Origin of the sequence: Runella defluvii (assembly GCF_014195535.1) — a bacterium.
GTDB lineage: Bacteria > Bacteroidota > Bacteroidia > Cytophagales > Spirosomataceae > Runella > Runella defluvii.
The window spans coordinates 1-24,603 of sequence record NZ_JACIBY010000011.1 but is presented as its reverse complement, the minus strand read 5'-3'; the positions used below and the strand labels follow the sequence as shown (position 1 = coordinate 24,603).

The following is a 24,603-nucleotide window of genomic DNA, read 5'->3' as shown; positions in this document are numbered from 1 at the left end:
GAACATGAAATCATACATAAAAATTTTCGCATTCTCAGCCTTACTGACAGGAATCACAACGTCTTGCAGTGAAGATGAATTACGGGTAGTGGACACCGTACAGCAGCTCGACGCGGTAGAATCGGTCAACGACCCGTTCTTGTTGGCGTCGGTCATTAAGCAAACGTCGCTTTTCTACCAAAACATGGGCTTTGACAACCGCCGCCTTCCTAGTGCGGTGCAACACATGCAAAGCAACTACCAGAGTGGCGACAACTTCTATTCAGGATTTAAGTCGCCGATTGACGACATGTACTCGGCCATGAACATCCTTAAACTGATTGACGGTTCGATTGGCTTAGCCGATAAACGGGCGTCGAAAGTACACAAGGGTATTTTTATCACGTTTCGGGTGATGTTGTTTTCGTACATGACCGATTTTTACGGCGATGTGTATTATACCCAAGCCTTGAAAGCACGCGAGGGGATTTTGTATCCCAAATACGACAAACAGTCGGATACTTACACGGGCTTGTTGAAAGAGTTGGACGATGCCACGGCGCTGATGAACTCAGGGACAGAACCCATCGACAAAAGTTATGACTTGATGTTTGGCGGGGATAAAACCAAGTGGCTCAAATTCGCTAACTCGCTCAAATTGCGCTTAATTATGCGTGCGTCGGGCAAATTGACGGATGCTGGTGCACGAATGACCGCCGTGCTTGCTTCTCCAGTTTTTACGGATGCTACCGAAAATGCCTCCATTGCCTACGTAGGAACAACGGCGGATAACTCGTGGAAAGGTGGTACAATCAACTGGGGTTCGGTCGATGAATTTAACAAACGTCGTCCTTGTAAAACATTGGTTGACAAGCTAGTAGAGTTAAAAGACCCGCGTTTGAATGTATGGGTAGCTCCCGTAGAAACTCCTTGGACTACCGATAAGTCGAAAGATGGACAAACGGTAGCAACAACCGATGCCAACGGCTTTACTTATACGTCAAAGTGGGAGTATTTGGACGTGAACAACAAAGACATGGCCGCGCAAGTATCCAATATCACCGATACTGACAAGCTATATGTAGGATTTATTGCGGGGATGTTGAGCGACTGGAAAAACGGAAACGGGCACTACAACACCGCCGCAGGTGGGGTCGTGGGTAACTTTAAAGTTTCACAGTATTCGCAGTTGTTTCGCCAAAACAAGCATAATTTGCTCAAAGCCCAACTGATGAACAGCGACGAGGTGCAGTTCATTTTGGCCGAAGCTGCGGCTAAAGGTTTGATTTCGGGAAGTGCAGATACGTATTACCGCAAGGGCATCACCAACTCATTATTGCGTTGGGGAGTAAAACAAGCCGATGTGGATAAATACTTGGCACAAACCAGCATTGCTTTACCAGTTGATAAAGCAGGGCAGTTGGCCAAAATTGCAGAACAAAAATGGTTGGCTTTATTTACCGTTTCGACCGAAGCGTACTTGGATTTGCGTCGCACGGGCTTGCCAAACATCTTCAGTAATGGTCGCTTGACGGGTTATACATTCCCCGTTCGGTACCGCTATCCAGGCAATGAATTGGGGCAAAACCGCACGGCTTACGACTTGGGAGTAAGCACGTTATCTCCTGCAACAGATAACGAGTTTTCAAAAATGTGGTTATTGCAATAAACTAATTTATGTAGGTGAGGTAGATTTTTTTATTCCTCACCTACCTATTTTTTATGTGTAGATAAATTGCTGATAATTAGAGAGTTAAAATATTTTTTGTCTATAAACGTTAATCGAACCTTTCCTTTTCTTTACCAAAAAATAATAAATCTGCAATAGTCTGAATATTTGGTTAGTACGTACCATTGGTACTAACTAATTAAACTTAGCAGACTATATGAAACACTTTTTTCCTTTAGAGCGGGTAACGAGGATGTTACTTGTAATAGGATTGGTATGGGGAGGCCTCTGTACTTCAGTGTACGCCCAACTTAGAACCATCACAGGTAAAGTAACGACTGGCGAAGACGGATCTGCCATGCCTGGCGTGAACGTCGTACTAAAGGGTACCCAAAAAGGGACCAGCACAAACGCATCAGGTAACTACTCAATTGAGGTAAACGGGGCTAATCCAGTCCTCGTTTTTTCGTTTGTTGGGTATGATCCAACGGAAGTTGTGGTAGGAAACCGTAACATGATTGACGTAAAATTGAACCCCGGTGCCGAAACACTCGGGGAAGTGGTAGTAACGGCCTTGGGTATCAAACGCGAAAAACGTGCCCTCGGTTACTCGGTAGGGGAGGTGTCTGGTAAAGACATCGTGAACGTACCGCAAGAAAACGTGTTGAACGCCCTTTCGGGGCGCGTGGCTGGGGTACAAATCAACCAGACCAGCGGCGTTGGTTCATCGGTAAGCATCATCATTCGTGGTGCAAAATCATTGAGCAATGATAACCAACCGCTTTTTGTGGTGGACGGTGTACCCATTGCCAACAGCTTGAACAACCTTCGTGCGATGGGAGACCGTAACAACGTTGACTACGGTAACGCCATCTCTGACCTTAACCCCGACGATGTAGAAAGTGTATCGGTCTTGAAAGGCCCAAGTGCAGCGGCATTGTACGGTTCACGCGCTGGAAATGGGGTGATTTTGATTACGACCAAGTCGGGCAAAAAAGGCAAAGGCTTGGGCGTTTCTTTCTCAACCAGCAACGTCTTCGAAACTCCTTACCGCTTCTTGGATTTTCACTACAAGTACGCCAACGGAAACCGCAATGCGCGCTTAGACGAAACGTCGGCGTATTGGGCGGGTCCAGAGTTGGATAAAGGTATCTTGGCAGCGCAGTGGAATAGCCCGTTGGATGCCAATGGTCAGAAAATTCCAACCGAGTTGAAGTCGTACAAAGACAACATGAAAAACTTCTTGGAAACAGGGATTACGACAACCAACAACTTGTCGATTTCGGGTTCGAGCGATAAGAGTACCTACCGCGTTTCGTACAACTACATGCAAAACAATGGTCCGATTCCTAACTCGGATTTGAAACGCCATACCTTATCAGCCGCAGGGACGTACGATATTAGCAACAAAGTTAAACTTAGCACTAACTTGAACTTCGTTCGCTCTTTCTCTAAAAACCGTCCATCGACCGCCAACCGTGGTGCTAACCCATTGGAAGCAGTGTACTTATGGCCACACGTGGACGTGAGAGATTTGAAAAATTACTGGGTACCTGGTAACGAGCAAATTCGCCAACTTTCTCCTTCAGCAAACGGTGACAACCCTTATTTCTTGGCGTACGGAATCAATAACGGTTTCAACCGTGACCGTGTGTATGGAAACATGAAGTTGGATTATAACATCACGCCAGAACTCTCGGCTTTTGCACGGGTATCGTACGATATGTTTACGGAAGACCGTGAAACCAAAATTCCTTGGAGCTACTCTCGTGTAAGAAACGGAGGTTACTACTTGCAAGGAATTGGTCGTAATGAAACAAACACAGATTTCTTGTTGACCTACAAAAAAGCCATCAAATCGTTTGATGTGAGCGTGTCGGGTGGAGCAAACTACATGGTGCAGAACTACAAAGAAGACTACATGGGTGGTAGCATTCTGACTGTGCCAGGCTTGTACCGTATCTCAAACATTCCATTGGCGTCGTTGCAGGTGAGCAACGGAAGCAATAAGAAAGAGATTTATAGTGTCTATGGAATGGCATCGATGGGTTATAAAAACATGCTTTACTTAGACCTAACAGCTCGTAACGACTGGTCGAGTACACTTCCTGCCGAAAACCGTTCGTATTTCTACCCATCGGCTTCGTTGAGCTGGTTGGCCAATTATACCTTTAGCTTACCAAAATCAATTTCATTGTTGAAATTCAGAGCAGGTTGGGCACAAGTGGGTAATGACGCCGCTCCTTATCAGTTGGTACCAACGTTGGGTACAGGGACGTGGGGAAGCTTGATTACGACCAACGTACCGGGTACGTTGTTGAATGCCCAGTTGAAACCAGAAATCGCTACTTCAACGGAGTTTGGATTGGATTTTGGTTTGTTTGAAAACCGCATCCGTTTTGAAGGAACGTACTACTACGTAGAAAACAAAAACCAGATTTTGAGCATTACCACACCTTCTTCTTCAGGTTTTGGTAGCAAGCTTATCAACGCAGGTTTGTTGGCAAGTAAAGGCTGGGAAATCAACCTTGGTGGTAGCCCAATCCGCGACAAAAATGGCTGGAACTTAGACGTAAATGTAAACTTTACTCGTAACCGTACGCGTATCAAAGAGTTGACCGAAGGCATGGATTTCTACCAGCTTTGGGATGACAACAACGGTGGTGCCTTTACGTACGTAGGACAAGAAATTGGTGACATCTATAGCCGTGGCTACGCAACAGTGCAAGATGCGTCTTCGCCTTATTACCGTTGGCCTATTTTGGACAGAAATGGTAGCTGGATTCCTGTCAATGATCGGAATGCTCGGATGAAAGTAGGAAACTTCAACCCTAATTTTATCATGGGTATGCAAACCACGCTTTCGTATAAGCGCTTCTCATTGGCGGCTAGCTTTGACGCACGCATCGGCGGAAACTTCCAATCTTATACTTACCGCTACGGCGAGTCTGACTGGAAATCGCAACGCCAAATTAATAACCTAATTCCTGGTGGATTGTATTCGGAAGCTGAGCTAGTTGCTCTTCTTAAATCTAATCCAGAACAATACATCATTCCTGAAAACGGAAACTTCCCTCGCGTAGGTGGCTACACCAAAGCAACAGGTGGTATGGGTGCCGATGGCGATGGTGCTTTCGTACCAGGGGTAATTTTACAAGCTGATGGTACGTACAAGGAGCATTTGGGTGGTGCAGGTACTAACATTTTCCCTATTTCAAACACCTATCCTTGGAGCTACAACCAACAAATTACGTTTGACGCGTCTTTCTTGAAAATGAGAGAGCTTTCGTTGAGTTACAATATCCCTAACATTGGTGGGTTCCGTAATGCTAGCATCTCAATTTTCACCCGTAACCTCATGCTTTGGAACGCTGCAAAAATCGGAATCGACCCTGAAAGAGCATTCCAAGCAGACGGCGGACGTTTCAGACAAGGTATTGAGTTGCAAAACGTAATGCCTTGGACCATGCCAATCGGGTTTAAGTTAAACTTCAATTTGTAATCAACTAACATTCATAGCGTACGATGAAAATGTTAAAAATCTTATCAAAATCGGCGTTGGCCTTGGCAATTGTGGTTGCCTCGTCGTGTAGCGATCGTTTGACGGAAACAAACGTAAACCCAAACGGGATTGACCCAGCTACTGCCAACCCCAACCTAATGATGCCTGAGGTAATGAACTCGGCGGCAAGAGCGTATTTGGAACTTGGCTACGGCGACGTAGCAGGGGTAGCCCAGCACATCCAACACGACGGCTGGTTTAGTGGCGTCAACCACTATGACTGGGGCCCGCAAGATTGGAGCGGCTGGTACAACATGCTTCGTAACAACGAGTTTATGTATAAGCGTTCGGTTGCGCTCAACTACAAGTTCCACCAAGGCGTGGCGCTGACAATGCGCTCGTTTATCTTTGGGGTTATCACGGATTTGTGGGGAGATGCTCCTTATACATCGGCAGTAAAAGGCGATCAATCTAACGAATTGTTGAAACCTGCTTTTGATAGCCAAGAAGTAATTTACAAAGGAATTATCGCTGATTTGAAGGCGGCTTCTGAGCTTTTTGGAACAAAAGATGCGACGGGTTATACGACAGGTTACGATTTGTTTTACGCAGGAAACCCTACCTCGTGGCAGAAATTTGCCAATACGTTGTTGTTGCGTTATTACATGCGTGTTTCTGAAAAAATGCCTGCTGAAGCAAAAGCTGGAATCGAAGCAATTTATAGCTCAGGTATTTACATCAAAACCCAAGCAGAAGACGCCACCATGGCTTACATCGGTGCAACTTCTGGAAACGCGTGGCCTGGCGCAGTAGCTTTTGACCAAGAGCAGTCAAACTTTAGAAGAAAAAAACCTGCGCAAGCGTTTGTAAATGCACTTGTGTCAACGGGCGACCCTCGTTTGAAAGTATGGCTTGCCCCTGTTCACGTTCGCTGGGTAGCTGACGAAACCCTCACAACCGACGTTGATAAGTTTATCCGTAAAGATGGGGTGATTCAACAAGGCGTAAGTTATTTGACAGACGTAGTGTTGCTGGCTGAGGTGAAAAAAGGGACAAAATATACGCGTCATTATAATCCTAAGTTGTATAAAGGTACGTTGGACACGGGCGAGTATGTGGGTGTACCTGCGGGGCTTATCCAGCCTGATACCTACAACAACAACCCAACGCCTGGCCAAACGGTACAAAACCAGCACGTATCTCAGTTGGCTGAAATTTACCGTGGAAGCAGCGGTGGATTGTTGAAAGCGCGTTTGGCATCATCGGCCGAAGCGTCGTTTATTTTGGCCGAAGCAGCTTTGAAAGGCTGGTCGGTAGGAACCGCTCAGGCGAATTACAATGCAGGTGTCAAAAATTCTCTTGAAACTTGGGGAGTAGGTTCGCAGTATGATGCGTTTATAGCTAAACCAGGGGTTGCATTTAACAATACCTTGGCGCAAGTGATGGAGCAAAAGTGGCTTGCCAACTGGACAATGGCAACGGAAGCGTGGTTTGATTACCGCCGTACAGGTTTGCCAGCGTTGAAAGCAGGGCCTGCTTCGGCCGAGCCTGTTGTGGCGGTTCGTTTCAACTACGGAGACAATGAAGTAAACTTCAACCGTACCAATGCTGACGCAGCTATCAATAAATTAGAGGTAACAAAACATTCTGGTTTAAGAGGAAAAAATAGCCAATGGTCGAAACCTTGGGTTCTTCAAGGGACGAATAAGCCTTGGTAATTTTTTGGGTTAGTTGAACAAAAAAAGGGCAGAATATTTCTGCCCTTTTTTTTATCTAAATGTTTCCAAAATGGCTTTTATGTTACTTTATTTCAATTGGTTGTAAAAAAAGGTAAATGTGGATAGCCCTTTTTACTTTGGCATACGTAAAAGGGAATAATACAACTACTTAACCAATTAATAACATGATTAAAAACTCTACACCTTCTCAGATGCTGAGGTATTTGGGAATGATGATGTTGGTAGTTGGGCTATGTATTTCCCAAGCCATAGCTCAAACACGAACCGTCACTGGAAAAATTACTTCCAAAGAAGACGGTGCTCCTATGCCAGGAGTCAATGTAATCTTGAAAGGAACCCAAAAGGGTTCGACCAGTAACGCCACTGGAGCGTACAGCATCGAAGTCAGCGGCGCTAATCCAACGTTGGTATTTTCGTTTGTCGGTTATGATGCCTCAGAAGTAGTCGTCGGCAACCGAAATGTGGTGGACATTGTGCTCACGCCAGGGATTGAAAACCTGAAAGAAGTGGTCGTAACCGCCTTGGGTATCAAGCGCGAAGAAAAATCATTGGGGTATTCTGTGGGTAAAATCGACAGCAAAGACCTGAACCGCGTGGCCCAAGAAAACGTCTTGAACGCCATGGCGGGAAAAGTGGCTGGGGTGACTATCAGCTCAACGGGCGGAACGGGGTCATCGGTGAGTATGGTGATTCGCGGTGCTACTTCGTTGAGCAGCGACAACCAGCCTTTGTTTGTGGTCGATGGGGTGCCGTTGGCCAACACCCTCAACAACATTAGCCAAGTCGGGAACGATAACCGTGCTGACTTTGGGAACTCTATTTCGAGCCTTAACCCCGACGATATCGAAAGTGTGTCGATTTTGAAAGGGCCAAGTGCAGCGGCGTTGTATGGTTCGCGGGCGGGGAACGGCGTGGTGCTTATAACCACAAAAAGCGGCTCTAAAGCCAAAAAAATGACCGTTTCGATTACGTCTAATACAGTTTTTGACAAACCATTTAAGTATTTGAAATGGCAAACTCAGTTTGGAACAGGACAGTTTTCGGCCATTCCACCTGCCATCAGTGGCACACCTTTGAGTAATCCATTTGGAGGTTTGGTTCAAGAAAACGTTGCGGCTACTTACGGCGCAGCTTTGGACAAAGGCTACGAAGAAGTACAATGGAACAGCCCCATTGGCGCCGATGGAAAGCCCATGAAAATGCCGCTTGTGTCGCACCCAAATAACGTCAAAAACTTTGTGCAAACAGGGGTGACAACCACCAACGGCGTTTCGATTGCCAACAGCACCGATATGTTCAACTACCGCTTGTCGTATTCAAACATGCAGCACAAGGGCATTATCCCCAATTCTGATTTGTTTAGAAATACCATCAACTTAAATACATCGGTCAAAGTAAGCGACAAACTGCGGGTGAGTACCAACTTAGACTTGAGCCGCTCTAACTCAAACAACCGCCCCGCAGGAAACCGAGGTGCCAACCCGCTCCAATGGGCCTATGCTGTGTCGCCGCATACAGATATCCGTGACTTAGAAAACTACTGGTTGCCAGGGCAGGAAGGGTTGCAGCAGCGCTCGCAGTTCAAAGGCATTTGGAATAACCCGTACTTCTTAGCCTACGAAGTAAACAATAGTTTTGTGCGCGACCGTGCGTTTGGAAACATCAGAGCAGAATGGCAGATTACGCCCGAAATTAGTTTGATGGGCCGCTATGCCATAGATACTTACAACGAAAAACGCGAAATGAAGGTAGCCAATAGCTACACCAACGACCCGCGTGGCGCGTACGGAATCATCGACATCGCCAATTTTGAAAGCAATGCCGATTTCTTAGCCACTTACAAGAAAGACATTAAAGACATAAGCTTGTCGTTTTCGGTGGGTGGAAATGCCCGTTACCAAAAAGGCTCAAACGTTACCAATGCTACCAAAAGTGGTACAGGTTTGATTGTACCAGGGGTTTACACCATCCAAAACATTGCCCCTGCTAACCTTGACTACAACAGCTCGTGGTTCCAAAGAGCTATTTATAGTGGCTACGGATTGGCAAACATTGGGTACAAAGACATGGTGTTTTTGGACGTAACTGCCCGCAACGACTGGTCAAGTACGCTCCCTGCGGCCAATCGCTCGTATTTCTACCCATCGGCTTCGTTGAGCTTGTTGGTGAACGAAATGCTTCCGTTGACCAACCAAATCAGTATGTTGAAACTTCGTACAGGATTTGCTCAGGTAGGTAACGACGCCAACCCGTACCAATTGCTCGGAACGCTGGGCAACGCAGGTACTTGGGATGGTGTACCGCGCCTCAGTACGCCAGGTACGCTCCTTATTTCTGACCTCAAACCAGAAATCGTAACGTCGTACGAAAGTGGTATTGACCTTAATTTGTTTAAAAATCGTTTGCGCTTCTCTGGTACGTACTACATGGTAGAAAACCGCAACCAGATTCTAAGTACCAAACTTCCGCCGTCGTCGGGTTATACCCTTAAAAACATCAATGCAGGACTTTTGGTGAGCAAAGGCTTTGAATTTGTGTTGGGTGGAACGCCCATCGACCGCAACAACTGGCGCTGGGACATCAATGCTAACTGGACCCGCAACCGTACCACCATCAAGCAACTTTCGGATGACTTGCCTTACTATACACTCTGGACAGATGCCAAAGGAGGTGCTTGGACGTACGTAGGTGAGCAGATTGGAGATATTTATGACGCCAAAGTAGTGACGGTTGAAAGCAAAGAATCGCCGTATTATGGCTACCCTATTTTGGACCAAACAGGCAAGTGGCAGTCGATTGATGCCATCAATACGAGAAACAAAATCGGAAACTTCAACCCTAAATTTATCATGGGCTTGCAGACCTCGATTTCGTACAAAGGCTTTAGCTTGAGTATGTCTTTCGACTGGCGTAATGGTGGCGACTTTGTGTCACAAACCTATCGCTTCGGGGAAGAAAACGGACAGTCGCAGTTGTTCTTGGATAAACTATTCAATCCTAACGGGTTGACGGGCAAAGCCCTCCGCGATTATTTGGTGGCAAACCAAGACAAAATGGTGCTCATCAACGGCAACAACTTCCCGTTGGTAGGTGGGCCAACGCCTGATTATGGTGGGTATCCGTTTAAGTATGGTCCTTACACGCTTCCTTACGGAGGAGTATTTATTCCTGGAGTAATAGCAACGGGCTACGATGCCAACGGAAATCCAACAGGTTTCAAAGAAAACTTGGGAGAAACAGGGACGTTGGTTTTACCATTTGCAGGAAGTACCGCTTGGTCGTTTACGAGAGCGTTTTTGTACGATGCCTCTTTCCTCAAGCTGCGTGAAATTACGCTTGGGTACGATTTGCCACAGAGCTGGTTGAAAAAAGTCGGTGTACAAAGTGCCAACTTCTCGGTCTATAGCCGTAACATCATTCTTTGGACAGCCGCCAAAATCAACATTGATCCAGAAATGGCATTCCAGCAAGAATCAGGTGTACAAGGCGGCGGAAGCCAGTTTAAACAAGGTATCGAACGCTACAACGTCAATCCTTGGGTTATTCCAGTCGGTTTTAAATTGGGTCTCACATTCTAAGAAAACATAAACAATAGTAAGGCAATGAAAATCAAGAACTTTAAATCAACTTGCTTGGTGCTTTTGTTTTCTTGTACAGTATTTTCTTGTAAAGATTTAACTGTACTCAACGAAAACCCCAACGGCGTCAACCCCGCTAATGCCAATCCAAACTTGGTGTTATCAACCGTTTTGACCGAAAGCGGAAAAGCGTTTGTCAACTTGGGCTACCAAGACATTGCAGGCGTGATGCAGCATACCCAAAAAGACGGCTGGAGTAGCGGCCACAACGAGTACGATTGGGGCGGAAGCCAAAGCTGGGCGGGCTACTACGATATTTTGCGTAACAACCAATACGTCTATGACCGTGCCATTGCTACCAACTCAGAGTTGCATCAAGGCATCGCGCTGGTGATGAAATCTATGATGTTTGGGTTGATTACCGACCTTTGGGGGGATGCGCCTTACACTTCGGCTTTGAAAGGAGCCGATGGCGGCGCTGCCAATACGTTCCCTTCGTACGATTCGCAAGAGGCGATTTACACGGGAATTTTGGCCGACCTTGAGAAAGCAAACACCTTGCTCTCCAAAAATGCGACAGACTATCCCGTAACTGTTGGTACAGCCGATGTTTATTATGCGGGAGCGCCTGCCAAATGGCGTAAGTTAGCCAACTCCTTGGCGTTGCGTTATTACATGCGCATTTCGAGCAAAAAACCTGATGTAGCCAAAGCAGGTATTGAAAAAATTGTAGGAAATGCGACGCAGTATCCCATTATCACGGCCATTGCTGACGACTGCGCCATGCCTTTTGCGGGAAATAGCAACGACGATTCTTGGCCTGCCAACGCCATTTATGATGCCAGTGAAAGTAACTACCGTCGTATCAAAATGGCGGCTACGTTTGTAGATAGATTATTGGCAATCAAAGACCCGCGCCTGGGAGTTTGGGCCAATAAGGTAAAAATTCAGTTGGTAGTGGATCCATCTTTGCCCAAAGGAACGGACAAAATCGACGGTAGCAAACGCTATTTGTCGCCCGATAAAGTGGCTGGAAAAGACTATAATACCAACGAGTACGTGGGTCTTCCAACGGCGATTGTGGGGGGAGCTTCTTACAACCTTAGCCCAACCGCCGAACAAGCGGCCAATAACCCGCACGTATCGTGGTTGAACGACATTTACAAACAAGCCAAAGGAACACTTTTGAAGTCGCGTTTGATGTCGGCTGCCGAAATACGGTTTATTTTGGCCGAAGCTGCGCTGAAAGGCTGGGCGGTAGGCGATGCCAAAACGCATTATGAAGCAGGAGTAAAAGCCTCTTTAGATACTTGGGGCGTAGGAAGCAGCTATGCTACTTACATTGCAGGAGATGGGGTAAAATACGACGGAACGTTGAAACAAATCATCGAGCAAAAATGGATTTCGAGTTGGACGGCGGCGCAAGAAGCATGGTTTGACTACCGCAGAACAGGGTTTCCTGCGTTGGTAGCAGGGCCACAAGCCAAGCGCAAAGTATTGCCAGTTCGGTTTTTCTACATGCTCGACGAACGTAATTTGAATAAGGTGAATACCGAAAGTGCGATGAGTAAACTAGAACAAACCGAGTTTTCGGCGGCAGATGGCAAAAATAGCCCATGGTCGAAGCCTTGGGTAGCCCAAGGAACAAGCAAACCTTGGTAAGAATAAGAGTTGAAGAGAATAAAAAAAGGTGGAAAACTTTCCACCTTTTTTTGCACATACCTCTATTCAATAGTCCACAAATGTAAGTTTACCGTATGCTCTTTAGGAGAGTTTCAGTAAGAAAGTTGCTTACTCAGTGCGGCGGGCTGCTGTCTTCATTCAGTGCAGAGGGTTGCTCACAACCCGATGAGTTTGCGAATGTCGAATGACAGTGAGGAGGGTTGCTCTCAACCCGACCAGCGAAGAAGAAGCAACTTTTAACCCCAAACAGAAAACAACATGAAAAAACGAATAATACTTGGCGTAATCGCTTGGAGTTGGTTAGCAGTGGCGAGCATAGCGCAGGAGCTGCGCGTGGGAGCGGCGTTGCGGGTCATCACGCCCAATCCACTGCTTCCTGCCTCGGGAGGGATAGGTACGCCTAAGCCTACCACGGAGAAAAAAGGTGACTTATTTGCCCGCGTGATGGTACTCGAAAAAGGGGGAACGCGCGTGGCAATCGTAGGCGTCGATAACCTTGGCTGGTCGTCGGTGTTGGGCAATAAATCGCGGGCGCTCATCAAAGGCATTCCTCCCGAAAATGTGTTGATTGGCTGCACTCACACCCACAGTGGCCCCGATGCGTACGCGTTTCCTGACCAGACGGGCAAGTCGTCGGCCGATTTGAAGTACTTGGACGATTGTGTCAAAAAAATCGCCGATGCCGTCAATGAGGCAGTTTCAAAATTGGAACCTGCCACGCTGAAAATCGCGGTGGGGGAAGCCAAAGGTCAAATTGCGTACAACTACTACGCTCCGCAGCTGTACGACCCGCGTTGTGGCGTGATTCAGGCGACCAACAAACAAGGAAAAACGATTGCAACGTTGGTCAACTACGCCATTCACCCCGAAATCATTGGCTCGGGAAGAGGAATTATGAGTCCCGATATGTGCGGGCCGTTGTACGATCGTATCGAATCAAAAGTGGGCGGAATAGCCTTGTTTATGAACAGTGCCCAAGGAGGAATGGTCACGGCTGATAACCGTCGTGAGTCGAACAACGAAGCCAATACGTGGGAAGAGTGTGTCCGAATCGGCGAACTGCTGGCCGACGAAGCCCTGCGCATTGTTACTCCCGCCCCGACCCTCGATAATGCTTCGTTGTACTGCACGGCGCGCACGGTAGAGTTTCCCGTAGAGTCAGAATTGATGCGTTATATTTTAAAAAACTCACCCCTCAAACACCCCAACGCCAAAGACGCCAGCGTGAGTACGCAGGTGAATCTATTGAACATTGGCCCTGCCCAAATCCTGACCATTCCAGGAGAAGCTTTGCCCAACATTGGCTATTACTTAAAGCGAAACATGAACACCAAATTACCGTTTTTGTTTGGCCTTACCAACGACGCCTTTGGGTACATGCTCACCAAAGTGGATTTTAATAGTTTCAAACGCTATGAGTACGTGAGCCGAACCAGTTTGGGAGAAATGACTGCCGAAATTTACATGGAACAAGCCTTAAAACTCGTTAAAGAGAGTCCGAAGGCGCAATAATTGAACGATAAAATGATGAAAAAACAGTGGCTCTGGTGGAGCATGATGGGGTTGTCGATGGGGACGGTTTGGGGACAACGAAACGTCAAAGACATCAAAAAAGATTTCTTGAATCCAAAATCGACTACCGTACTGGTGGCCTCGCACCGAGCAGCGCACAACCAATTTCCCGAAAACTCCATTCCCGCCATCAAAGAAGCGATACGGCTAGGGGTAGATATTTTGGAGATTGACGTAAAAGTAACTTCCGACGGTGTACCCGTCATTATGCACGACGGGACGGTCAATCGCACCACAACGGGCAAGGGAAAGTTAGAAGAAATGACTTTTGCGCAGCTTAATCAGCTTTTTTTGGTTGAAAATGGCAAAGCAACCACTGAAAAAATTCCGACGCTGGAAGAAGCGCTTTTGTTGGCAAAAGGCCATATTTTGGTCGATTTAGACCTAAAAACCGACAAAATGGACGCGGTTTTGGAGGTAATACAAAAAACCAAGACCGAAGATATTGTCATTTTCTTTGATAGTGATTACGAAATCCTGAAGTACGTTGACAAGAAAAACAAACACTACATGATGATGCCACGGGCACATTCGCTGTCCGAAGCCGATTCGGCCATTGCGTTGTTTGAGCCCGAAATTGTCCACATCGACTTCTCGTTTTATACCCCCGAAGTGGTGGGAACCATCAAAAAACATTCGTCGCGGGTTTGGATAAATGCACTGGGTCCCGTGGATGCGGCGCTTCGGGCAGGCAAAACTGACGAGGCACTGGGGCAGCTTCTCAAACACGGAGCAAACGTGGTGCAAACCGATGAGCCCGAGTTGTTGTTGAAATTGCTCAAAGAACGAAAAATTCATTTATAACCCTAAAACTCTCTAACTCCAATCATAATGCGTAAGCCATTTTTTAAACACTTTTTGATAGCGACCATCGTTTGGGTCGCTACGCCGCTACTTCGGGCCCAACAAGCAAACGTTACCCCCGAAACTGCTCTAAAAAGTTACATCAACAACGGTGACGATACCTTTACGTGGGAATTGAAAGACTCGTTTCCGATGGGTGACGTGACGGGCTATAACCTTCTCTTGACTTCCCAAAAATGGCGAGGAATTACGTGGCGTCACCAGCTTACGGTGTTTGTTCCCAAAGAAAATACCCACGATGGCGCGCTGTTGTTTATTACGGGTGGTTCCAATAAAGACGAGCAACCCAACTGGAGTACCAAAGACAAGCTTTGGTTGCCGCTGGCGGGGATTTCTTCCAAAAATAAAGCCATTGTAGTATTGTTGAAACAAGCGCCTAACCAACCACTTTATGGCAAATTGACCGAAGATGCGCTCATTTCTTACACCTTGCACAACTTCAAAAAGGACGGCGATTATACCTGGCCGTTGTTGTTTCCGATGGTGAAAAGTGCAGTGAAAACCATGGACGCCGTGCAGGCATTTTCAAAACAAAAACTCAACCACGAGGTTAATAGCTTTGTAGTAACAGGCGCTTCAAAACGTGGATGGACAACGTGGCTGTCGGCAGCGATTGACGATGCGCGTGTAAAGGCCATCGGGCCGATGGTGATTGACATGCTCAACATGCCAGCAACGCTTGATTATCAGCTCAAAAGCTACGGTGAGTACAGCGTTCAAATCGAAGATTACGTAAAGTTGGAGATTCCCCAAACGGCCAATACGCCCAAAGGAGCCGCCATTACGACCATGATTGACCCGTATTCGTACCGTGCAAAGTTGACAGTGCCCAAAATTATTTTCATTGGCACCAACGACGAATACTGGACGGTGGATGCCATCAAACATTACTATGACCAGATTCCTGGACAAAACATGATTCACTACGTACCCAACGCAGGGCACGATTTGGGTGGCGGAGCGCAAGCATTGGAAGCATTGAGTGCCTTTTTTGGAACGACCATCAACAACCGTGCGTATCCAACCCCAAAATGGAAGGCGTCGTCGAGCCGTAAAGGCGTGAAATTGAGTATAAATACGGCAAGTGATGGTTTAGTCGATGCGATTGTATGGTCGGCTACTTCGGCAGACAAAGATTTTAGAAACGAGAAGTGGACAAGTCAGTCGTTGGGAGTCTCGAATACGTCAAAAATCAAGCTAAAAGAAAACTACCCAAGCAGCGGCTACAAAGCGTTTTACGTTGACTTAAAATATAAAAACCCAGAGGGAGGAACCTACACGGTAAGTACCCGTGTATTTCTGACAGACCAGAAAAAGGTGCTTTAAAGTAGTCTTTTGGGTAGTCTTTGGCGTACTTTAGATATACTGTATAAACAAATGACCATGGAACACTCCCGTCCAGAGTACCTAGTCGATAAGCTATTAAGCAACAAGCTATCGAAAGAGGAATTTGACGAATTGTTGGTAGGACTGGGAGCAACTGAAATGGCTCCAGAGTACTCTGTCATTCTGGAAGAGTATTTCAATAAGCTCATGTCAGAACATGATGCAAAGACGCCCTTTCAACTGAGATAGTTAATTCGTTTTTCTATGAAATATGCCCAAAGGTATGCGATAACACTGCTTATCGCGCTACTTAGCATTTTTACGGGAGTTGCTCAAACAGCTCCCGTTCTTCCTACCTCCAAGAATAAATTGGTGGTCATTGCTCACCGAGGCAACCACGTCAATGTTCCCGAAAATAGCTTGGCGTCTTACGAAGAAGCCATCAAAAGCGGCGCTGATTACGTTGAAATTGACCTACGGACGAGCAAAGATGGTATTTTGATGATTCACCACGATGCCACCGTTGACCGCATGACCAATGGAAAAGGCAACGTATCGGACAAAACGTGGGCCGAACTTCAATCGCTTCAACTCAAAAATCCCAAAGCCGACGACCCAACGGCCTACCGAATCCCTGAGTTTCGGGAGGTGTTGCGTTTGTGCAAAAACCGCATTCATATCTACCTCGATTTTAAAAATGCGGACGTAGCCGAAACCTGGAAACAGATTCAGGCGGAGGGAATGGAAAATCAAATAGTTGTCTATTTGAACAAAGTCCCCGACTACAAAAAATGGCGAAGCGTGGCTCCCCAAATGCCGTTGATGACGAGCTTGTTTGACGAGGTGAAAAACAAAGACCAACTGCGGTATTTTCTGGGACAAGTCAAAATCGAGGCGCTCGATAACATCTATGACAAAGAAATGGTGCAAGCCGCCCAAAGTGAGGGCGTAAGCGTTTGGTTAGATGTTCAAAGCCCTTCGGAAGGCCCCGAAGCATGGAACAATGCGCTTCAGAAAGGCGTCAATGGCATTCAAACCGACCAGCCCGAAGCATTGGTAAAGTACTTAAATGCCAACGGCTGGCGAAATGGACTGAGCCAAAATGCAGCCTCGTTGCCCAAGAAACCAAGCTATCAGTCGCTGTTGGATGTGTCGTATGGCGATGCTGAAGGGAAACAGAATTTGCTTGATGCGTTTTATCCTGACAATCACAACAGTAACACCAAGCTGATTGTCTATATTCACGGAGGGTCGTGGAACCGAGGAGATAAAAGCGAATTTCCCAAACAGTTGATTGAAGAGTTGGTCGGGAATCGGGGTTACATGGTGGTTTCTATCAATTATCGTTTGGTAAAAGAGGGTCAAAACCTTTTCCCTGCTCAAATTGAAGACGTAAAAAAAGCACTTGAATTTTTGTCGAGCAAGGCAAAACGGTACGGTTTTAACGGCAACGAATTTGCCCTCATGGGCGGCAGCGCAGGGGCGCATTTGGCGATGCTGTACGCTTACAAACACGACGCAAAAAAACAGGTAAAAACCGTCGTCAACTTGTGGGGGCCTACCGACTTGACGGACAAAACCATCCGTCCCGACGGCAGCGATGCTGACAATACCGTCATTCGCTTTCTGGGAACACCCGACCACAAAGCCCAAATCTGCGTTGATGCAAGTCCGTTATTACATTTGACCAAAGAAACATCGGTGCCTACCATTTCCTTCCACGGGGTTGAAGACCCGTTGGTAAATGTCAGTCAGGCCGAAAATCTCCATAAAAAGCTACAATCGCTGGGAACACTTTCTCAGTTAGAGCTTTACCCAAAAGAAAAACACGGGATGAGTGCATCGGCGGCGGTAGATGTGTTTTCAAAAATCGTTGCTTGGCTCGAAAAGCAGTATCCTGCGAAGTAGGAAATTGCACCTTCCCGAAAGTTACCATCTTCCCGAAAGTTTAAAACTTTCGGGAAGGTACAAATAAGTTTTAATTAATTGATTTTTATGCAATTACGTTTTCTCACACCATTCGTTTTTCTTGCTTTTTTTACGTTCAAACTCCAAGCCCAAACCACGGTCAAAGAAGTACTCGACGGCGCGGTGACGCGCTTGTACCAACAATTGACTCCCGCTCAGTTAGACACAATTTCGGACGAATACATTCTTGATTTTTTGTCGGCACAAGAACGCCAAATTTTAGCGACGCGCTATTGGACGTTTGAGGTAAACGCGCCCGTGGTGGTTTCGCTCATGCGCGACCAAGCCCAGAAAGTTCCTCCATTTTGGCTGGCTAAAAGTGGTTTCCAAAAAACTACTATGCAAGTCAAAAACGAAGAATATACCTACGAAGTTTGGCAAAAGAAGTTTAACAAAGGAACCGTTCAGTTGGGAATAAACGGATTTGACAAACACCGTCCTGTCTATTTTATCAGCGTCGGTCCTCAAAAAAAGGGTGACAAAGTAAAGATTGCGCGGGTGTTGCCTGCCAATCAACAGTTTCGCGAAATGAAAGTGGGCGCGTTTACTTACCACGATTGGGACGATTTGGTACTTGAAGAAGTGCCTGAGTCGTTACGAGGTCAAATTCTCTTTACGACGATTCGGGGACGGGCGCGGGAAGCTCATTTAAAAAACGCGTTTCGACAGACACTTTACCCGTCGCAGCCGCGTCCTGACCAAGTAGTGCTCAACCTCAGCGGCGATCCCAAAACAACGATGGACGTGCAGTGGCGCACGCGACCCAACGTAACAAAAGGGCAAGTGCTCTATTGGAAAGCCCAAACAAAGGATACTGTACGGACAGAAGCTTCGATGATAACGATAGAAGACCGACTTCTTCGCAACGACCGTTACATCAATCATTTTTCGGCGCATTTGAAAGGATTACAACCCGCCACTACGTACTACTATCGGGTAGGTTCGGCGAGCGGTGGCTGGTCGGAAGTAGCGTCGTTTAAAACCCAAGCGGCTACGCCCGAAGGCTTTTCGTTCATTTGGTTTGGCGATACCCACAAGTCGCCCGACTGGGGAGCAATGGCGCAAAAAACGTTAGCCCGCCACCCCGAAATTTCGTTTTATTCTATCATCGGAGATTTGGTCAGTACGGGCCTGAACCGCGACGAATGGGACGAGTTTTTTCATCATTCAGGCAATGTTTTGAGTTATAAACCGCTGATGCCCATTCCAGGCAACCACGATAGCCAAGACGGCCTTGGGGCAGCGATGTACCAACAACTTTTTAGCTTGCCTACCAACGGGCCTGCGCAGTTGCCCAAAGAGCGTACGTATTCGTTTGAGTACCAAAATGCCCTTTTTGTGATGATTGACGGGACGTTTTTGAACCACGAACAAACGGCTTGGATAGAACAGCAATTGGCCAATTCAAAAGCCAAATGGAAGTTTGTGATGCTGCATTTTCCACCCTATAATTTTGAAGAAGACTATTCGCAAATCCGCAAAGAGTGGGGCGTTCTTTTTGACCGTTACCACGTGGACATGGTCATGAGCGGGCACGTGCATTATTACATGCGCAGCAAGCCCATGAAGGCAGAAAAAATAGTAGAAACCCCAAAAAACGGGACGATTTATACCATTTCCATTAGCATCCCGAGTCACCACAAAGAATGGCCCGAGGAGCCCTATGCAGCAGCGCGTTTTCAAAGCGGCCCTGTGTATCAGCACATCCGCATCGACGGCAACCGCCTCGTGTATCGTTGCCTCGACCCTGACGGGAAGGTAAAAGATGAATTGACGATTGAAAAGTAGTGTACTCTTTGGGTCAGCCTTTGTACCTTTGCGGCAAAGATTACGAGTTGTATGTCAAAGCCCATCTTAGTTTTAAAATTCGGAAGTGCAGCCATCACCAAAGCGAACGGAGAACTCAATCAGCTTGTGATGGTGGAAATTGCCCGCCAAGTAGCGCAGTTATACACCGACTACCACGTCGTTATTGTGTCGTCGGGAGCCGTGGCGGCGGGGAAACAATACATCCGCAGCTACGCGGGAGAAATCACCCAACGCAAAGCGGCAGCGGCCATCGGTAACTTATTGTTGTTGAACAAATACGCGCAGTTTTTCTCGCCTTATGATATTCCCGTAGCGCAAAGCCTGTGCGAACGCGGACACTTTGCCAACCGCGACCAGTTTTTACAAATGAAAGATACCTTTCAAGAACTGTGGGAAAACGGCATCATTCCAATCGTCAACGAAAACGACGTGGTCAGTAGCCACGAGTTGAAATTTTCGGACAATGACGAACTCGCGACGCTTATCGCCGTAGGGTTTGGGGCAGATACCCTGATGCTTTGTACGTCGGTAGGAGGTTTGCTGGATGATAAAGGCCAAGTGATTCCGCGCGTGTTGCAGGTCAATGACGTGTTTCAGTTTGTGCGAAGCGATAAATCAAGTGTAGGCTTAGGAGGGATGACGTCGAAACTGACGTTTGCGAAATTGGCGACGCGTATGGGTATTCGTACCATTATTTTTGGAATGAACGAACCCGATGGCATTTTGCACGCGATTCGTGAAGAAACAGGAACCGTTTTTGCTCCTCAAGACAATAGCCTCTCGGCGCGTAATCGCTGGTTGGGCAGTGGGAGTTTGGTGGCAGGCCGTATTACCATCGACGATGGCGCTGCGCAAGCCCTTCAAAATCGGAAAAGCCTTTTGGCCGTTGGTATTAAAAACGTAGCGGGCGATTTTGAAGCGGGCGAAGTGGTGGAGTTGCTTAATGCGGAAGGGAATTTGGTAGCAGTGGCCAAAGCCCGTGAATCTTCTGTGGTGATTGTCCAAAATCTACGTACTCAAAACTTTGAAGTCGCCAACGCCAACGATATAGTGTTGTTATAAAAAAAACGTCGGGGTATGAGTACCCCGACGCACATTCTAATTTGTGTATCGCGGTACTCATACCGCGATATACATTCGACCCCAACCTACAAACGTACTTACGCAATTTCAATCAAGCGAGGAGTTTTCTTCGCTTCTTCTTTTTTAGGAAGCTCTACGTTCAACACCCCGTCGGTATAAGTAGCTACGATTTTCTCGCCGTCGATGGTATTCGGCAACGTGAAAGAGCGGCGGAAGCTGTTAAAGCTAAACTCTTTGCGCGTATATTTTTCGGTAGTTTCTTCGGTTTTTTGCTCTTTTTGAGCCGAAATGCTCAGCACATTATTTTCCAAGTTGATTTTAAAATCTTCCTTCTTCAAACCTGGAGCAGCTACCTCAAGACGGAATCCGCTTTCGCCTTCAACGATGTTTACGGCAGGGACACCGTAGTTTGTCAAGTTAGCGGGAGCAAAAAGCTCGTTAAAATCTTTTCCGAATACGTTGCCGAACAAAGTGGGGAAGTTGCCGTTGGTTTTTACTAAAGTTGCCATGGTTGCTAGTAGTTTTAAGTTTTTATGTTGTTTGTAATTGAGTTGTGCTAGTTATTGGCTTTTTTTACTGCATCAACGCCTTACTAAGGTCAAATCCTGTACCACGCGATTTTTTTGATAATTTTAATGACAAAATGTCGCAATTGGCGAAATTTTCATTTTTTATTAATGACAAAATGTCTTAAATTGCTGCAAATACCCCTATGCTTCCCCTTCAACCCAACTCCTTTATTGACGCTTCTAAGCAAGGCGACAACCGCCTTGGCCTTTACGTAGCGGTTTTTTTGCTGGTAGTTATTGCCAACGTCGTTGGGTCTATCCCAGGCGCTTGGGCAATGGTCGAACTGCGCTCAAACGAGCAACCTTTGCCTATTTACTTGGTGATGGCGTTGGTTTTTCTCTCCTTCGTCGTAGCCTTGGGTACACTTTGGTTTTGTGTACAGTACATTCACAAGCGCTCACCGTTTACGATGATTGTCCCGTCGGGGCAAGTCAACTGGAAACGCGTGGCGGCGTCGGGCGGACTCTGGCTTGGCTGTTCAGTAGCCGTGGAGCTAGTTACTTATTTGCTTTTTCCTGATAAATACCGTTTAAGCCTCAACTGGTCGGAGTTTTTGCCATCGTTGATTGTGGGGCTGCTTTTTATTCCTTTTCAAACCTCTTTTGAGGAATTGTTTTTTCGGGGGTATTTGATGCAGGGCATTGGTTCTTGGAATTTTTGGGTAGGAGTGACCATTCCCGCTATCTTGTTTGGACTGGCGCATAGTTTCAACGATGAAGTAGAAGCGGCAGGTTCATTGGGCATTGCCATGATTTATTACATTGGCGTAGGGGTGTTTTTTGGCCTTCTTACGGTGTATGACCGAAGCCTGGAATTGCCTTTGGGGGTTCATGCGGCTAATAATTTGTACGCGTTTTTGGTCGTGGGCTATCCGAGTAGCTCTATTCCTACGGCGACCATTTGGATGATGAACGAGCTCAATTTCCCCTTGATGATTGGGCAATGGTTGCTGACGTTAGGCTTGTACCTTTTGTTGCGCAAACGATTGGTGAAGTGAGAGGTGTTTTTAGCTTAGGGTTTACGGTTTCCAGTTTAGGTTTTTTCTTTCGTTTCATTACTCATTGGATTATGATTTACGCTCAATATATTCGACATTCTGCACGTTCTCAGCAGTCGTCGGGTTGTGAGCAACCCTCCCCACGGAAATGATTTACGCTCAATATATTCGACATTCTGCATCGCTCGGGCGACCCCGTCTTCACTCGACATTCCCAGCAGTCGTTGGTTGTGAGCAACCCTCTGTACGGCTGGCTTTGCTCCTTGTTCTTTGCCTTTTTTCCCTTTGCTCCTTGGCGCAGCAGGTAGGGAAACCATTGCCGAAGTGGAAAGAAGGTGGGTTAGATATTCACCACATCAACACAGGACAAGGTAGTGCTACGCTGCTGGTATTTCCCGACGGAACAACCTTGCTGGTGGATGCGGGCGCTATTAATTCGCGAGATTGGCGGACGAATAAGCCCCGAAATATCCCAACAAAACCCTCCAACGAACGACAGGCAGGGGAGTGGATAGCGCGCTATGTTCAGAAAGCATTGGCGCACCAGACCTCGCCCGCTATTGACTACGCCCTAATTTCTCATTTCCACGACGACCACATGGGTACACCTCTCAATGTTATGAAGCAATCGAGTGCTGGATATACCTTGGCTGGAATTACAGAAGTGGGAGAACTAATTCCAATTCGAAAAATAATTGACCGAGGTTGGCCTGATTACTCGTATCCTACTCCCATGACGGCCGATTCGATGGTGAGTAATTATCGGCGGTTTTTGCAATGGCAACAGCAGCACAAAGGGATGGACATTGAGCGTTTTCGGGCAGGAAGTAACGACCAACTTGTGCTTTTGAAGAGCAAAAAATACCCTTTTGAGGTGCGAAACATTGCCGTTAATGGGGAAATGTGGACGGGGTCAGGCAACCAAACTGCATCACTTTTTCCACCGCTGTCTTCGCTAAAATCGGCTGATTTTCCCAACGAAAATATGTGCAGTGCCGTATTTCAGATTCGCTATGGGAAATTCGATTATTTCTCGGGGGGAGATTTACAAGGGGTTATTCGATTTGGCGCACCCGCGTGGCACGATGTAGAAACGCCAATTGCGCAGGTGGTAGGGCCAGTAGAGGTACAACTCGTTGACCACCACGGTTATCCTGATTCCCAAAATGGTGCGTTACTGACTCGCTTGCAGCCACGCGTGATGGTGGTGCCGAGCTGGGCATCGTCGCATCCAGGGAAGGATGTGCTTGAGCGGATGTTTTCGGAAGAGTTTTACAAAGGCCCGCGCGATGTATTTATGACCAACCTGCTTCCAGAAGCCAAAACGGCCATTGCTGACCTATTGCCTCGCCTCCAAAGCGAAGGTGGACACGTGGTAATACGGGTCGAAAAAGGCGGCAAAAAGTACCAAATAATGGTGCTGGACGATACCACCGAATCGTTTCGTGTCAAGGCGGTGTATGGCCCCTACCAGTCGAAGTAAACCTACCTAAAGACGAAAACTAATAAGGCTAAAACCCCTCTATAAGATCATCTAGGTTACCTTTATTCATTTGATGAAACTTCTGAAATTCGTTTGTCCCTCTAAACCACTCTACTACTTCATCGCGCTTTAGTTTTGTGCTCTTTTGCGAGAGAAAAGCATGGTACGAAGAATGCTCCCAGTCATAAGGATGTGATACAAATCCATGATTGACGGGGTTTTGATGAATATAATTCACTGCCGCGGTAAAGTACTCCTCATTATCTACTTCAAATCGTTTGGTGTAATCAATAAAAAGAGCGCCCTTCCTTTCGTATTTAATATTGTATGCTCTCGCATACCCATTGAGCCAATTACTTATTTTTTGCATTACAAATTTGTGCACGACTCCTTCAAATTTCGGGGCTTTTTCAAGTTCGTCCCAAGAGCATACACGAACTAATAAATGGAAATGATTGGGCATTAGGCAGTACGCATACGTCTTTAATACCTCCTGCGTGTGATAGGCATACCGATTTAGAAAATAATAGTAGTTATCGCTACATCGAAAAAGATTCTCGCTGCCAACAGCGTGATTTACCAAATGATAAAATTTATCTGGCTCAAATAACCCTAATCCTTTCATATAAGTTTTAGGGTTTAGACTTGTTGCTCTGCATGAAGTTACAAACCAGACCAGACCTGTGAGGTTTTAGAAACCTACCCGATATACATAATTTATAAACTCGTTTTTTGACATATTGACTTAGTGATAATAAACCCTCGAAAGAGTTGTTTAAAT

16 protein-coding genes are annotated in these 24,603 nt (G+C 46.6%); 14 read left to right on the top strand and 2 right to left on the bottom strand.

The annotated features are described in order from the left end of the window. The first annotated feature begins 4 nt into the window (after window positions 1–4). The 12 genes from FHS57_RS21915 (at window position 5) to proB (ending at window position 20,751) form a co-directional block, all read left to right on the top strand. Complete coding sequence (locus tag FHS57_RS21915) at window positions 5–1,648, top strand: SusD/RagB family nutrient-binding outer membrane lipoprotein (RefSeq protein ID WP_183977423.1); 1,644 nt, start codon at window positions 5–7, stop codon at window positions 1,646–1,648. A 217-nt stretch (window positions 1,649–1,865) separates the two neighbouring features. Continuing rightward, window positions 1,866–5,150, top strand: a complete 3,285-nt coding sequence (locus tag FHS57_RS21910) for a SusC/RagA family TonB-linked outer membrane protein (RefSeq protein WP_183977421.1) — start codon at window positions 1,866–1,868, stop codon at window positions 5,148–5,150. Window positions 5,151–5,179: 29 nt separating this feature from the next. After that, window positions 5,180–6,868: a SusD/RagB family nutrient-binding outer membrane lipoprotein gene (locus FHS57_RS21905; RefSeq protein ID WP_310587012.1), complete on the top strand. Its 1,689-nt coding sequence runs from the start codon at window positions 5,180–5,182 to the stop codon at window positions 6,866–6,868. Window positions 6,869–7,053: 185 nt separating this feature from the next. After that, window positions 7,054–10,467, top strand: a complete 3,414-nt coding sequence (locus FHS57_RS21900; protein ID WP_229601416.1) for a SusC/RagA family TonB-linked outer membrane protein — start codon at window positions 7,054–7,056, stop codon at window positions 10,465–10,467. 24 nt (window positions 10,468–10,491) lie between these two features. After that, window positions 10,492–12,129, top strand: coding sequence for a SusD/RagB family nutrient-binding outer membrane lipoprotein (locus FHS57_RS21895; protein WP_183977417.1), 1,638 nt, complete (start codon window positions 10,492–10,494; stop codon window positions 12,127–12,129). Window positions 12,130–12,408: 279 nt separating this feature from the next. Further along, window positions 12,409–13,662, top strand: coding sequence for a hypothetical protein (locus tag FHS57_RS21890; RefSeq protein ID WP_183977415.1), 1,254 nt, complete (start codon window positions 12,409–12,411; stop codon window positions 13,660–13,662). A 12-nt stretch (window positions 13,663–13,674) separates the two neighbouring features. Next, a complete protein-coding gene (locus tag FHS57_RS21885) occupies window positions 13,675–14,526 on the top strand; it encodes a glycerophosphodiester phosphodiesterase family protein (RefSeq protein WP_183977413.1) in 852 nt (283 codons plus the stop codon). Between the two features lie 27 nt (window positions 14,527–14,553). Next, entirely contained in the window at window positions 14,554–15,912 is a 1,359-nt protein-coding gene (locus FHS57_RS21880) for a PhoPQ-activated pathogenicity-related family protein (protein WP_183977412.1), read from the top strand. 57 nt (window positions 15,913–15,969) lie between these two features. Beyond that, on the top strand, window positions 15,970–16,161 hold the full coding sequence (locus FHS57_RS21875; RefSeq protein ID WP_183977410.1) for a hypothetical protein: 192 nt from the start codon (window positions 15,970–15,972) through the stop codon (window positions 16,159–16,161). 15 nt (window positions 16,162–16,176) lie between these two features. Continuing rightward, the gene (locus tag FHS57_RS21870; protein ID WP_183977408.1) at window positions 16,177–17,820 is read left to right on the top strand and encodes a glycerophosphodiester phosphodiesterase family protein; all 1,644 of its coding nucleotides are present in this window, start codon (window positions 16,177–16,179) and stop codon (window positions 17,818–17,820) included. Window positions 17,821–17,907: 87 nt separating this feature from the next. Then, window positions 17,908–19,668 carry a purple acid phosphatase family protein gene (locus FHS57_RS21865; protein ID WP_183977406.1) on the top strand — a complete coding sequence of 587 codons (1,761 nt, stop codon included), beginning with the start codon at window positions 17,908–17,910 and terminating at the stop codon, window positions 19,666–19,668. 51 nt (window positions 19,669–19,719) lie between these two features. Further along, complete coding sequence (gene proB, locus FHS57_RS21860; protein ID WP_183977404.1) at window positions 19,720–20,751, top strand: glutamate 5-kinase; 1,032 nt, start codon at window positions 19,720–19,722, stop codon at window positions 20,749–20,751. A 98-nt stretch (window positions 20,752–20,849) separates the two neighbouring features. On the opposite strand, the gene FHS57_RS21855 is transcribed toward proB, so the two are convergent. After that, window positions 20,850–21,281, bottom strand: coding sequence for an Hsp20/alpha crystallin family protein (locus FHS57_RS21855; protein WP_183977403.1), 432 nt, complete (start codon window positions 21,279–21,281; stop codon window positions 20,850–20,852). A 203-nt stretch (window positions 21,282–21,484) separates the two neighbouring features. Between FHS57_RS21855 and FHS57_RS21850 the strand changes: the two genes are divergently transcribed. Then, entirely contained in the window at window positions 21,485–22,339 is an 855-nt protein-coding gene (locus FHS57_RS21850; RefSeq protein ID WP_183977402.1) for a CPBP family intramembrane glutamic endopeptidase, read from the top strand. A 148-nt stretch (window positions 22,340–22,487) separates the two neighbouring features. Continuing rightward, window positions 22,488–23,822, top strand: a complete 1,335-nt coding sequence (locus FHS57_RS21840) for a ComEC/Rec2 family competence protein (RefSeq protein ID WP_229601415.1) — start codon at window positions 22,488–22,490, stop codon at window positions 23,820–23,822. A 28-nt stretch (window positions 23,823–23,850) separates the two neighbouring features. On the opposite strand, the gene FHS57_RS21835 is transcribed toward FHS57_RS21840, so the two are convergent. Then, complete coding sequence (locus tag FHS57_RS21835) at window positions 23,851–24,447, bottom strand: hypothetical protein (RefSeq protein WP_183977401.1); 597 nt, start codon at window positions 24,445–24,447, stop codon at window positions 23,851–23,853. Window positions 24,448–24,603 lie beyond the last annotated feature (156 nt).